The 12,677-nt window shown below is 63.3% G+C and carries 11 protein-coding genes; all 11 read right to left on the minus strand.

Features of this window, described 5'->3' with window-relative positions:
* Positions 1 to 132: 132 nt before the first annotated feature.
* Entirely contained in the window at positions 133 to 1,662 is a 1,530-nt protein-coding gene (locus C5J22_RS19475; protein WP_105439565.1) for an ABC transporter substrate-binding protein, read from the minus strand.
* A 145-nt stretch (positions 1,663 to 1,807) separates the two neighbouring features.
* On the minus strand, positions 1,808 to 2,737 hold the full coding sequence (locus tag C5J22_RS19480; protein ID WP_105439566.1) for a LysR family transcriptional regulator: 930 nt from the start codon (positions 2,735 to 2,737) through the stop codon (positions 1,808 to 1,810).
* Positions 2,738 to 2,818: 81 nt separating this feature from the next.
* On the minus strand, positions 2,819 to 3,568 hold the full coding sequence (locus C5J22_RS19485; protein WP_105439567.1) for an ABC transporter ATP-binding protein: 750 nt from the start codon (positions 3,566 to 3,568) through the stop codon (positions 2,819 to 2,821).
* Entirely contained in the window at positions 3,565 to 4,410 is an 846-nt protein-coding gene (locus C5J22_RS19490) for an ABC transporter ATP-binding protein (protein ID WP_105439568.1), read from the minus strand. Before C5J22_RS19490 ends, C5J22_RS19485 begins: the two co-directional genes overlap by 4 nt.
* Complete coding sequence (locus tag C5J22_RS19495; RefSeq protein WP_105439569.1) at positions 4,407 to 5,351, minus strand: ABC transporter permease; 945 nt, start codon at positions 5,349 to 5,351, stop codon at positions 4,407 to 4,409. The genes C5J22_RS19490 and C5J22_RS19495 overlap by 4 nt, the downstream gene beginning before the upstream one ends.
* Complete coding sequence (locus C5J22_RS19500; RefSeq protein WP_371412645.1) at positions 5,348 to 6,352, minus strand: ABC transporter permease; 1,005 nt, start codon at positions 6,350 to 6,352, stop codon at positions 5,348 to 5,350. Before C5J22_RS19500 ends, C5J22_RS19495 begins: the two co-directional genes overlap by 4 nt.
* An 80-nt stretch (positions 6,353 to 6,432) precedes the next feature.
* Positions 6,433 to 8,076 carry an ABC transporter substrate-binding protein gene (locus tag C5J22_RS19505; RefSeq protein ID WP_105439570.1) on the minus strand — a complete coding sequence of 548 codons (1,644 nt, stop codon included), beginning with the start codon at positions 8,074 to 8,076 and terminating at the stop codon, positions 6,433 to 6,435.
* Between the two features lie 46 nt (positions 8,077 to 8,122).
* Positions 8,123 to 9,172, minus strand: a complete 1,050-nt coding sequence (locus C5J22_RS19510; RefSeq protein ID WP_105439761.1) for a dipeptidase — start codon at positions 9,170 to 9,172, stop codon at positions 8,123 to 8,125.
* A 92-nt stretch (positions 9,173 to 9,264) separates the two neighbouring features.
* Complete coding sequence (locus C5J22_RS31300; RefSeq protein ID WP_172746712.1) at positions 9,265 to 9,942, minus strand: phosphoribosyltransferase; 678 nt, start codon at positions 9,940 to 9,942, stop codon at positions 9,265 to 9,267.
* 9 nt (positions 9,943 to 9,951) lie between these two features.
* Positions 9,952 to 11,739, minus strand: a complete 1,788-nt coding sequence (locus C5J22_RS19515; protein ID WP_245440472.1) for an adenine deaminase — start codon at positions 11,737 to 11,739, stop codon at positions 9,952 to 9,954.
* The gene (locus tag C5J22_RS19520; RefSeq protein ID WP_105439571.1) at positions 11,736 to 12,677 is read right to left on the minus strand and encodes a nucleoside hydrolase; all 942 of its coding nucleotides are present in this window, start codon (positions 12,675 to 12,677) and stop codon (positions 11,736 to 11,738) included. The genes C5J22_RS19515 and C5J22_RS19520 overlap by 4 nt, the downstream gene beginning before the upstream one ends.

A 12,677-nucleotide genomic window follows, 5' to 3' on the forward strand; every position in this document is an offset into this window, starting at 1 on the left:
GATTGCAGCAACTACGGTGGAAGGCGAAGTGTTGGCTGCGCCCCCCTCATCCGACCCTTCGGGCCACCTTCTCCCCGCTGGGGAGAAGAGGGAGCTCGCGGTTACCACTCTATTCCAGCTCATAAGCCTGCTTCACTCTACCCAATGAACATCCGTCAGGACGTTCGAAGGGATCGGTTCGTTTTCCCACAGGCCCTTCACCTTGCCGTCCCATACACCGAGCTTCGGCATGACGAACAGGAAGAGCGCCGGCACGTCGTTGGCGAGGATGGTCTGAGCCTCCCCGTAGAGCTTTTCCTGTCCGGCGGCATCGGAGGTCATCTCGACCTTTTTCAGCACGTCGTTGAAGGCCGGGTTCTTGTAGTTGAAGTAGTAGGGATCGCGGGAATAGATATCGATGTCCATCGGCTCCGCATGGGCGACGATGGTCATGTCGTAATCGGCGGCCTTCAGCACGTCAGCCACCCATTTCGCCGGGAATTCGGTGGTCTCGATGTTCATCGTCACGCCGATTTCCGCAAACATCGCCTGCAGCACCTGCGACGTGCGCTGCGCATAGGCCATCTGCGGCGCCTTGATGGTGAAAGTGAAGCCGTTCGGGAAGCCGGCTTCGGCAAGCAGCGCCTTCGCCTTGGCGACATCATAGGGATAGACGCCGGTCAGGTCCTTGTAGCCGCGGTCGTTCGGCGTGTAGTGGCTGCCGATCGGCGTGCCGAAACCGGACCAGGCGCCTTCGACGACGGTGGCGCGGTCGACCGCCATCATCAGCGCCTGACGTACCTTCTTGTCGCTAAACGGCTTGCGGGTGTTGTTCATGCCGGCGACGACCTTGAGCTCGGTATTGCCAATGACGGTCGTCAGCCGCTTGTCGCCCTCGAAGGACTTGATCAGTTCGGGCGCCCCGAATTCCGGGAAGGCATCGACGTCGCCGGCCTTCAGCGCCGCGGCCTGGGCCTGCGGATCGCTGATGAAACGGAAGGCCGCGGTATCGAGCTTCAGGGAGACGGCCTTGTTCCAGTAGTCGGCATTCCTGGCGAGATCGACCTTGGAGCCCTTCGACCAACTGACGAACTTGAACGGGCCCGTACCGATCGGCGTCGTCTTGTTGTCGGCGGCCGATTTCGGTTCGACGATGGTCGAGGACGGCCAGCCGAGCCAGTAAAGCAGGCTGCCGGCCGGCTGCTTGAGTTTTAGAACGAGCGTCGAAGCATCCGGTGTTTCGACCGTGTCGATCGAGGCGAAATAACGCTTCTGCGGGTTGACCGAGTCTGCGCCGCGGGCGCGGTCGATCGAGAATTTGGCAACCGCGCTGTCGAAGGCGACGCCGTTGTGGAACTTGACGCCCTGGCGGAGCTTGAACGTGTAGGTCAGGCCATCCGGCGAGATTTGCCAGCTTTCGGCAAGCTGCGGCTTGATCTTGCCGTCCTTGTCGATGGTGGTCAGGCCTTCAAAGATGTTCTGCCAGGTCACCTGGCCGATCGCGACCGGTGCGGCGACCGTCGGATCGAGCCCGGCCGGCTCGATCGCCATGCCGACGGTGATCGCGGTCTTTGCTGCCGCCTCCGCGCCGGTTTGCCCTAAAAGCAGGCCCGCGCTGATCGCAAGGCCAAAAGCTGCACTCTTCAATATGGTCGCAGAGCCCAAAAGCGTCATCCTGCCCATCCGTCATCCCCTTTTTTTGGAACGAGACCCGCCTGATCGGCACCTGCGGGATCGTCGATTGCCAAAAGTGTGTCATTTCGCAAGTGCACACACAATGCAGAATTTTGTGTTCCCTGTGTAGCCGAAAACGCTACACGGAACGTAATTAGGCGCTTGCCCTTTTAGGCGCCGATTTGCGCGCATCCGCGCCGCGCATGAAGCGCTCGATGAAATCGACGAGCTTGCCCGCCGCGAAGGATAACTGGCGATCCGGTGCGACGCACAGATCGATCGGCGTGCGCACCGCCTTGCCGGCGGTGATCGGCACCGCCGCAAGCTGGCCGGCATCGATTTCCCGCTGCACCGCGAGCGCCGGCAGCAGCGTAACCGCCGCGCGGCGCAACACCAGTTCCTTCAGCATCTCCAGGGAACCGGTGACGAAAACCGGATCGAGCTCCAGCCCGTCCTTGGCGAATAGTTCCTCGAAGGCCTGTCGCGCGCCGAAATTCTTGTCGGGAAGAGCGAGCGGCATACGGACGAGATCGCGCAGTGTCAGTTCCCTGGCACCGGCGGACGGATGGTCGGCGGCCATGATGACGTCATAGGTGATCTCGGAGCGCAGCCGCACCTTCACCCCGGAAATCTTTGGTGCGAACAGCGTCACGACCAGATCGGCCTCGGCGCCGGCGAGCGCCTCGACCGCCTCGCGCGCACTGGTGATCGCCACCTCGAACCGGAGTTTCGGATAACGCAGGCTGAATTCAGCAAGCACCGGGGCGATCAGGTTGGCGACCGTCGCGCCGTTCGCATAGATCACCACCTTGCCGCGCTGCAGGCCCTGGAGGTCGTCGATCAGCTGGTGGACATGTTCGAGTTCGCGCAGCGTCCGCCCTGCCCGCGCCGCCAGCAGTTCGCCGGCGGCAGTCAGCTTGATGCCGCGATTGCTGCGCTCGACGAGCGGCGTGCCGAAATAGTGTTCCAGGTTCTCGATCTGGCGCGAGACGGCGGTGGCAGCGACGTTGAGATTCTCGGCCGCCGCCCGCATCGAATTGGTGCGGACCAGTTCGTCGAAATACATAAGCGCCCGAAGCTGCATGCGATCCTGCCGGCTGAAACATGTCGCCCGAAAACGCGGACCGGTTTCGGGATAGTGACATAGATAAAATCGAGACGCCCGTCAGCCGCGGCGAAAACCCTCGCTGGCGACGAGCAGCTGGCGGGTATAATCGGCGGAAAACTCGCGGTTTTCCAGCGCTTTCCGCGGCACCGTCTCGACCACCTTGCCGTTTTTCATCACGGCCAGCCTCTCGCACATGTGGCTGATGACGCCGAGATCGTGGCTGACCATCACGAATGTGAGGTTGCGGTCGCGGCGCGCCTGTTCGAGCAGATTGAGGATTTCCGCCTGGATCGAGGCATCCAGCGCCGAGGTCGGCTCGTCGAGCAGCAGGATCTTCGGCTCCAGGATCAGCGCCCGGGCAATCGCGATACGCTGCCGCTGGCCGCCCGAAAGCTGGTGCGAGTAGCGGAACCGGAAGCCCGACCCGAGGCCCACCTCTTCCAGCGCGCGGTTGATGCGCGTCTCGATATCGGTGAAACCGTGGATGACGAGCGGTTCCAGCAGCAAGCGGTCGACCGTCTGGCGCGGATGCAGCGAGCCATAGGGGTCCTGGAACACCATCTGGACGGTGCGGTAGAACTCCTTGTCGCGCCTGCGGCCGGAATAGGGACGGCCGTTGACGCTGAGCGTGCCCTGGTCGAAGGAGGCAAGGCCCGAGACGGCGCGCAGGAGTGTGGATTTGCCGGAACCCGATTCGCCGACGATACCGAAGGATTCGCCCGTGCCGATATCGAAATTCACATGATCGAGTGCTGCAAACTCGTCGTATGTGACAACCATATCGCGGATGGAGAGAGCCGATGTCATAACGCCCACTCCGGCTTGCGGTCGAGCACGGGCAGCGGATGCCGGTCGGAACCAATGGTCGGCAGGCAGTTCAAGAGCCCGCGCGTATAGGGATGCTGCGCCTCGGCGAGATTGGCAGCCGGCAGTTCCTCGACGATCCGGCCCGCATACATGACGATGACGCGGTCGCAGAAGGAAGAGACGAGCCTGAGATCGTGGGAGATGAAGATCAGCCCCATGCCCCGGTCGGCAACAAGCTTGTCGAGGATATCCAGCACTTCGAGCTGCACTGTGACGTCGAGCGCCGATGTCGGCTCGTCGGCGATCAGCAGTTCCGGGCCGCAGATCAGCATCATGGCAATCATCGCCCGCTGCCCCATGCCGCCAGAAACCTCGTGCGGATAGAGCGAGAAGACCCGTTCCGGATCGTTGATCTGCACCGCCTCCAGCATCGCGAGCGCCCGCGCCTTGGCCGCCGAGGTCGAGATTTTCTCGTGCGTCTTCAGCGTCTCGACGATCTGCCGGCCGATCGTCATCACCGGGTTCAGCGAATATTTTGGGTCCTGCAGGATCATCGCCACCTTCTTGCCGCGCAGGTCGCGCCGCTCGCGGGCCGGCATGACCAGGAGATCCCGGTCGCCGAAAGCCAGCTTTCGCGCGCTGATCCTGGCGTGGCCGGGGGTCAGGCCCATGATCGCGCGACCGGTCTGCGACTTGCCGGAGCCGGATTCACCAACGATGCCGAGCCGTTCGCGGCCGAGCGCGAAAGAGACGCCCCGCACCGCCTGCACGTCGCCGGTGCGGGTCGGGAAGGTGACGCGCAGATCCTCCACCGTCAGAAGCGGCTTGACCGGCACCGTCATTGGCCTGCCTCCTTCGGATCGAGCGCATCGCGCAGGCCGTCGCCGAGCAGGTTGAAGCCGAGGCTGACGATCAGGATCGCAAAACCCGGCATGGCGGCGACCCACCATTGATCGAGGATGAAGCGGCGGCCCGAGGCGATCATCGCGCCCCATTCGGGAAGCGGCGGCTGGGCGCCGAGCCCGAGGAAACCGAGGCCGGCCGCGGTGAGGATGATGCCTGCCATGTCGAGTGTGACGCGCACGATCAGCGACGAGAGACAGAGCGGCATGACATGGCGCAGCACGATGCGGAAGGGCGAAGCGCCCATCAGCTTCACTGCCGAGATGAATTCCGAATTGCGGAAGGTCATCGTCTCGGCCCGTGCGATACGGGCATAGGGCGGCCAGGAGGTGACGGCGATGGCGAGGATCGCGTTCTCGATGCCGGGCCCGAGGGCTGCGACCAGCGCCAGCGCCAGCACGAGTTTCGGGAAGGCGAGGAAAATGTCGGTGATCCGCATCAGCACCGCATCGATCCAGCCGCCGGCATAACCGGAGACCGTGCCGACGATCAGCCCTATCGGGGCTGCGATGATCGCCACCAGCACCACCACCAGCAGCGTCAGCCGCGAACCGTAGAGCAGCCGCGAGAGGATATCGCGGCCCTGGTCGTCGGTGCCGAGCAGGTAGCCTGGCGAGCCAAGCGGCAAGAGGCGGGAATTGCGCAGGTCGCCCTGCACCGGGTTATGCGGCGCCAACACGTCGGCGAACGCAGCCACCACCAGCAGCAGCACGATGATGGCGAGGCCCAGGAGCGCAAGCCGGTTCTCGGCGAACCGGCGCCAGATCACATAGGCGCGACCAAGTTGGGCCTGGCGGCGCGAGGCGGGCCGGTCGGACAGCAGCCATTCGCGGCTATAGGGCTTTGGGGTCTCGTCCAGGGCTATTGAGGGCCGGCTCATCGGTTTCGTGTCCTGGGATCAAGCGTCCGATACAGAAGATCGGAGAAGAGATTGATGCTGACGAAAACGACGCCGATGGCGATCGTTCCGCCGAGCACGGCATTCATATCGGCGTTCTGCAGCGAATTGGTGATATAGAGGCCGAGCCCGGGCCAGGAGAAGATGGTTTCCGTCAGCACCGAACCCTCGAGCAGACCCGCATAGGACAGCGCGATGACCGTCACCAGCGGCACCGCCGCATTGCGCAACGCGTGGAACCAGATGATCCGCGTCTCCGACAGCCCTTTGGCCCGCCCGGCGACCACATATTCCTGCGCCAGTTCGTTCAGCATGAAGGAACGAGTCATGCGGCTGATATAGGCGAGCGAGAAATAACCGAGCAGCGATCCCGGCAGGATGATGTGACGGAACAGGTCCCAGGCCACGTCCCACTGGCCCTGCCAGATGGCGTCCAGAAGATAAAAGCCGGTAATCGGCGTGAACGTGTATTCGTAGACGATGTCGATGCGGCCAGGATAGGCAACCCAGTTGAGGCGCGCATAAAAGAGCACGAGCGACAGAAGGCCCAGCCAGAAGATCGGCACGGAATAACCGATCAGGCCGATCACCCGAACGATCTGGTCGGCGATGCTGCCCCGCTTGACCGCCGCCAGCACCCCGAGCGGCACGCCGATGACCGCCCCGATGAGCGTGCCAATCGTGGCAAGCTCGATCGTCGCCGGGAACACCCGGGCAATATCCGCCATGACAGGATTGGTCGTCAGCACCGAGGTACCGAAATCACCCGTCACGGCCTGTTTGAGATAGATCCAGAACTGCTGGTAGAGCGGCAGGTTGAGGCCCAGCTCTTCGCGCACCCTCTCGACGACATGCGCCGGCGCCCGGTCGCCCACGATAGCGAGCGCCGGATCGATCGGCACGACGCGGCCGATAAAGAAGGTGACGGCAAGCAGGCCGAGGAATGTGGTGGCCGCGGTCACGATGAACCGCAGCACTGCCATTGTGGAAGAGGATGCACGGCGCCGTCTGCGCCGTGTCGCTACTGTGGTATCGATCAAGGTCAAGGAAGCGGCCTTTCAGGCTATTCCTTCGACACCGTATAGACGAAGTTCGTATCGAAGCTCGGGCCAAGCTTGAAGTTCTTGAGCTTGGGCGAATAGCCGGCCACTTCCGTCTGCTGGAAGATGAGGACGAACGGGCTCTGCGCCAGAACCTTCCGCTGCAGGTCTTCGTAGATGGCGGCGCGCTTGCCGGCATCCTTTTCGAGCAGCGCACCCTTGGCGGCGTCCGAGAGTTCCTTCGGAACCTCCCAGGCATTGCGCCAGGCAAGTGTCTTGGTCTTGCCCCCGTCCGAATTGTCGGGGTTAATCGTGAAGGTCTCTGCGTTCGAGTTCGGATCGAAATAATCCGAGCCCCACTGGCCGATATAGATGTCATGCGTGCGGGCGCGGAACTTGGTCAGCGTCTGCTTACCGTCGCCAGGGATGATCTCGAGCTTGATCCCGGCTTGCGCCAGCGTCTGCTGCACGCTTTCGGCAATGCCGGTCACCGGCTGCGTATTGCGCACATCCATGCTCACTGTGAAGCCGTCCTTGAAGCCTGCCTTTGCCAGCAACTCCTTGGCCTTGGCCACGTCCAGCTTGTAGGGATTTTCGTTGAGCGCGCCGAGCTGGCCCTTGGGAAGGAAGGTCTGGTGGACCTCGCCGATGCCCTTGATCAGCGTCGCACCGATTGCCTCGTAGTCGACGAGATATTTGAAGGCTTCAACCACTTCCGGCTTGGCGAGGTTCTTGTTCTTCTGGTTGAGGCTGAAGTAATAGACGGTGCCCTTGGGTGCCGACGTGAGCCGGATGCCGTTCTTCTTCTGAACCGCATCGAGATCGCCCGGCTCCAGGTTGCGGGCAACGTCGATATCGCCGTTTTCAAGCGCCAGGCGCTGGCCCGAGCTTTCCTTCATGTGACGGTAGATAACCCGCTTCAGCTTCGGCTTTTCGCCGTAGTAGTTGGGGTTGGCTTCCATGATGACGGCTTCGTTTGCGCGCCAGGCCATCGTCTTGTAGGGGCCGGAGCCGGCATAGCCGGTCTTCATCCATTCATTGCCGAAATCCGTATCGTATTTGTAGTCGGCGTTCGGCGTTACCTTCTTGGCATGTTCCGTCACGACCTTCTTGTCGACGACGGAAGCCACCGTGGCGGTCAGCACGTTCAGCACGAAGCTCGGGGCATAAGGCTTGTCCACCGTGAATACGAAGGTCGTATCGTCGGTGGCCTTCGCCTTTTCTGTGACATTGTCGCCCGTCAGGCCGAACTGCGTGAGCAGGAAGGCTGGCGACTTGTCGAGCTTGACCGCGCGCTCGAAGGAATAGGCAACATCGGCGGCAGTGATCGGGTTTCCGGATGCGAATTTCAGGCCCGATTTCAGCTTGAACGTGTAGGTGAGGCCGTCGCCGGAGGTAGTCCAGCTGTCGGCCAGGTCGCCGATCACCTTGGATGTATCGGCCGGGTCCAGCATGACGAGCTTGCTGTAGCAATTGGCGGTGATCTCGGCTGTCGACAGCTCGAACGCTTCGCCCGGGTCGATCGTGATGATGTCGTCGATCGCAAAGCCTTCGACGAGCGTATCGGCCGGCGTCGCGGCAAATGCCTGCGGTGCCGCCGACAGCAGCAGCCCGAGTGCGGCGCTGGTGGATAGCACTCGAAGGCTCTTGTTGAGCGAATGGATCATGGTCTGCGTACCCCTGTTTTTGTTCGTTGGACCTTTGGAAAGAAGCCTATTCGTGCCAGGCCTTCCCCAAAACTCTGAGCCAGTTTTCCCGGCATAGCTTTTTCAGCTCTGCGTCAGCGTAGCCCGCTCCCTTGAGCGCCGCAACCAGATTTTGATTGCCCGCAGCATCATGTATTTCTTCGGGAATCGAGGCGCCGTCGAAGTCCGATCCGAGCGCCACGTGATCGATCCCCATGCGTTGCACCATGTAGTCGACATGGCGCACCATGTCCGAAAGCGGCGTGGCGACATTGTCGCGCCCGTCGGGGCGCAGCATGGTCACCGCATAGTTGAGACCGACGAGACCGCCGCTTTCCTTGACCGCATCGAGCTGTTTGTCGGTGAGGTTGCGGGCAACCGGCGTCAGCGCATGCGCGTTCGAATGGCTGGCGATCAGCGGCTGGTTGGAAGTCCTGGCGACATCCCAGAACCCCTTCTCGGTGATGTGGGCGAGATCGATCAGGATGCCGAGCGTGTTGCAGGCCTTGACCAGTTCGAAGCCATGGTCTGTGAGGCCCGGTCCGGTGTCGGGCGACATCGGATAGGCGAAGGGCACGCCGTGGCCGAAGATGTTGTGGCGGCTCCAGACCGGCCCCAGCGAACGCAGGCCGGCGGCGTGGAAGACTTCGAGATTGTCGAGATCCGGATCGATCGCCTCGCAGCCTTCCATATGCATGACGGCGGCAAAAATGCCGTCGTCCATCGCCTTGCGGATGTCGGCGGTCGAACGGCAGAGCTGCCACGCGCCGGCGCGGTCGAGGCGGAGCGCAATCGACGCCATTTCGAGCGCGGTCGTCAGCGACGGCAGATGATCGAGCGGGACGGAGAGCGGCGTGACGTAATGGCCGTTCTGATCGGGTTCCTTCAGTACCAGTTCGCCGGACGGGATATAGATGGCGCAGAGACCGCCGGCGAGACCGCCGGCTTTGGCGCGCGGCCCGTCGATATGGCCGCCTGGCGTACCCTTGGCAAATTCCACAACCGGATCGCCGCCCGCCTTCATGTTCCGCCAGAGCCGCAGGAGCACGTCGTTATGGCCGTCGAACACCAGTTCCATGAAGTTCATTCCCAATTGTCTTGTGAAAGTTCCAAGGTGAGCAATGCGGCGATCCTAGCCCGCCGCTCCTCTTTCGCAAGCCGGAAAACGCGTCAGGCCGTCCAGCTCGCCTCGCCCGCCTTCTTCAGCATCGGGGTCCTGAAAACGCCTGTCACACGCGGCCGCCATTCGGGGCCGAACGCATCGAGCTTGTCGTGCCAGCGCTCCGATTGCAGCATGGCCGCCCCGATGACCACCGGCTCGATGCCGAGCGAGGCCATCAGCGTGAGGCCTGAAACGATCGAGGTGCCGCTGGAAATCACGTCATCGATAAGCGCCACGCGCCTGCCCTTTATCAGCGGCAGCATCCGTGGATCGGCATAGAGGCGCTTCTGCTGTTCGGGTGTGGTGATCGAGGAGAGCGGCACCGACAGGTTTTCGTCGTACCAGAATTTTCGCGAGGTCCCGAGCGGCACATAACGCAGGTGGCCGAGCGCGCGGGCGACGGCAGCGGCAAGCGTCAGGCCCAAAGTCGGCAGGCCGACGATGACTTCCGGGCGAAAGGCCGCGATCTTCGGCGCAAGGTCAGCGGCAAGCGCGTCCTGCACATCGAAGCTCGCCTGGTTGATGATCAGGGAGGCGAGCGCATGCTCCCCGTCCGCAAGCGGCCGGATCGGCAGCCTGATCTGGCTGCCGTCATCGAGCGTGGCCGGGAAGAAGCCGGAAAACGGCCCTGCCCGATCGAACGAACCTGCCGGATGGACGTCCTGCCAGAAATCATGCGGCTGCATTCGCTTTTCCTATTCGAGAATTTCGAGGATCGGCGATTCCAATAGCGTGCCGGTGGCGACGTCGGCAATGCCGCGATCGGTCTGGTGCGGGCCGGGATTGCAGGCAAGCGTCGCGCCGAAACAGGCCTTGAACACGAGATAGGGCGGCTGCCAATCGACGAGACCGTCCATGGCGGCGCGGATTTTCCGGAAACCTTCGGCCACTTCCGCCATTGGCGCCTCCGAGACGAGGCCGGAAAGCGGCAGCGGCAACAGGGCTTCGACCTTGCCGCCGGTTGCCACAGCCATGCCGCCGCCGGCCTCGATCACCGCATTTGCGGCGGCCGCCATATCGGCCGGGTCGGACCCGAAGACGGTGAGGTTGTGGCTGTCATGGGCAAGCGTGGTGGCGAATGCGCCCTTCCACGTGCCCCAGCCGGTCAAGAACCCAAGACGGGTGCGGCTGTCGGCCCGGCCGTGGCGGTGGGTCACGGCGATCAATGTCGTGCCCTCCGGGGGTACCACGTAACCATCGACGACATCCGCATCCGTCTGCCCCCAGTTCGTGAAGCGCGGACGATCGATCGTCGCGAGCCTGACTTTGCGGCCCTTTGCGGGCAGTTTGAAATCGTCCGCCTGAAGCGGCTTGAGCTTGACTGAATCCTGCAGAACGCAGGGATCGGTCGCATGGAGTTCGACCGCCATGACGCCGTCACGCGCGATCAGTGTGCCGCTGGCAAAGACATGGCGGGCGCGGAAATCCGTGAGATCCTCGAAGAGGACGATATCGCCTCGCCGACCGGCGGCGATCAGGCCCAGATCGGCGCGGCCGATGCGGACGGAAGCATTGAGCGTGGCCGCCTGCAGAGCCCATTCCGGTTTCATGCCATAACGCACCAGCCGGCGCACCACGTCATCCAGGCCGCCGCCCTCTACGAGGTCGTCCGGAAAGACGTCGTCGGTGCAGAGCGTCACCGTCTGCGGCAGGCGGCCAAGCGCGTTGAGCGCCTCGACGAATTCCGGCAGCAGATGATCGTGGGATCCGCGCATCTCGATCGTCAGGCCCGCACGCAGCTTGGCCATCAGGTCGGCGCCGGAGACGAGCTCGTGGTCGGAAGTAATGCCCGACGCCATGAAGGCGGCAAGATCGGGCCCGGCCAGACCGCGGGCATGGCCGCAGACCAGCTTTTCGGACACCAGCGCCGCCTGCACGATGCCGCTCATGCGCGGATCGCGGTCGATGACACCGCGCATGTTCATGACCTCGGCAAGCCCACCGATCTTCGGCCAGAACAGCATTTCCTCGATCGTCGCCGCGTCGAAATCGGCGCCGGCCATTTCGAGCCCGGGCGCCGACGGCACGCAGGACGGCGCCAGAACGACGGCACGCAGCGGCAGCGGCTTCACCGCTTCGAGCGCCCATGCCACACCTTCGGTCCCGTGGACATTGCCGAATTCATGCGGGTCCCAGACGACGGTCGTCACCCCGCGCGGCAGCACGGCGCCTGCATAGGTGGCCGGCGTCACCATCGAACTTTCGATATGCATATGCGTGTCGATGAGGCCGGGCGAGATGAACGTGCCCGTCGCGTTGATGATCTCCGCGGCATCCGAGCGGGAGCCGGTCTCATGGACGCTGGCGATTACCGGCCCGACGAGGCCGATATCGGCCGGACGCAGCTCGCCCGTCACCATGTCGACCAGCGTGCCGCCGGATATCAGGATGTCGAACGGCGCATCGCCACGTGCCGCGGTGACGGCGCGGTCACGCAAGCCCGGTTCGGTGAATTCCTGTACGCTCGAGATGATACTCTTCACCAGCTTGCCTCTGCCCGCAGTGTTTCAAGAATGATGGCTCTCGCCTTTTCGACGTCGATATCGACGCCATAGGCCGCGTTGAATTCGCCCCGGCCGGTTCGCGTTTCGACCACGGTGCGGCCGCGCGTCAGCGTGCCTGACAGTTCGACATCGATGCGCGCCTCGCGCCAGGTGACATGTTCCGGAAAGGCTAAGGCGACGGCGGCGACCGCATCGTAGAGCGCCATGGCCGGACGGCCGCGGCTGGTGGCGATCGCCACGAAACCGGCGAGAAGATCGGCAACCAGTTCCGCATTGCGCCCGCCGGCAGCCCGGATCGGCGCGACGTCTTCCGGTGCGCAGAGCACCTTGCGGCAGAGATCGAGATCGACCATCCGCAACGGGATCTTGTGAGCGAGGACGATCGCCAGCGCTTCCGGATCGGCGAAGGCGTTGAACTCCGCGGATGCGGTATGATTGCCGGTGGTGACCCCGCCGCCCATCCAGGTGAGACCGGTGATCCTGGCTGCAAGATCCGGCCGGGCGAGCGCCACCGCCGCGATATTGGTGAGCGGTCCAAGCGCCATGATGCGGCGTTCGCCCCCCTCTTCACCATCACCTTTGCCCTTTTCGAGCCAGGAACAGAGCGCCTCGAAGGCATCGTCATGAAACGCATCCGGCGCTTCGGGCAGAGCCCGGCCGGCGGTCGGGATGCCGGTCTGGCCCAGGATACCGGTCGCGGTCTCCATTTTTGCGAGCACCGGTGCCGCGCGTCCCGCATGGACCGGGAAGGGCCAGACGAAAGCGGAGGCCGCGCCGGCTGCATTGCGGCGGACATGCTCGATAGGCGCGTTGCCGAAGACCAGCGAAACGCCGTCGACGCCGAGCCCCGCATGCGCTGCGACCATGATCGCAGCGATGTCGTCGAAACCCATGTCCGTGTCGATCCAGATACCCAT

The organism is Neorhizobium sp. T25_13 (assembly GCF_002968675.1).
GTDB classification, from domain to species: domain Bacteria; phylum Pseudomonadota; class Alphaproteobacteria; order Rhizobiales; family Rhizobiaceae; genus Neorhizobium; species Neorhizobium tomejilense.

Bases quoted from the DNA above. Each gene is read 5' to 3' on its own strand.
- C5J22_RS19475 (WP_105439565.1), bottom strand. From the start codon at position 1,662: ATGGGCAGGATGACGCTTTTGGGCTCTGCGACCATATTGAAGAGTGCA.
- C5J22_RS19480 (WP_105439566.1), bottom strand. From the start codon at position 2,737: ATGCAGCTTCGGGCGCTTATGTATTTCGACGAACTGGTCCGCACCAAT.
- C5J22_RS19485 (WP_105439567.1), bottom strand. From the start codon at position 3,568: ATGACATCGGCTCTCTCCATCCGCGATATGGTTGTCACATACGACGAG.
- C5J22_RS19490 (WP_105439568.1), bottom strand. From the start codon at position 4,410: ATGACGGTGCCGGTCAAGCCGCTTCTGACGGTGGAGGATCTGCGCGTC.
- C5J22_RS19495 (WP_105439569.1), bottom strand. From the start codon at position 5,351: ATGAGCCGGCCCTCAATAGCCCTGGACGAGACCCCAAAGCCCTATAGC.
- C5J22_RS19500 (WP_371412645.1), bottom strand. From the start codon at position 6,352: ATGGCAGTGCTGCGGTTCATCGTGACCGCGGCCACCACATTCCTCGGC.
- C5J22_RS19505 (WP_105439570.1), bottom strand. From the start codon at position 8,076: ATGATCCATTCGCTCAACAAGAGCCTTCGAGTGCTATCCACCAGCGCC.
- C5J22_RS19510 (WP_105439761.1), bottom strand. From the start codon at position 9,172: ATGGAACTGGTGTTCGACGGCCATAACGACGTGCTCCTGCGGCTCTGG.
- C5J22_RS31300 (WP_172746712.1), bottom strand. From the start codon at position 9,942: ATGCAGCCGCATGATTTCTGGCAGGACGTCCATCCGGCAGGTTCGTTC.
- C5J22_RS19520 (WP_105439571.1), bottom strand. From the start codon at position 12,677: ATGGGTATCTGGATCGACACGGACATGGGTTTCGACGACATCGCTGCG.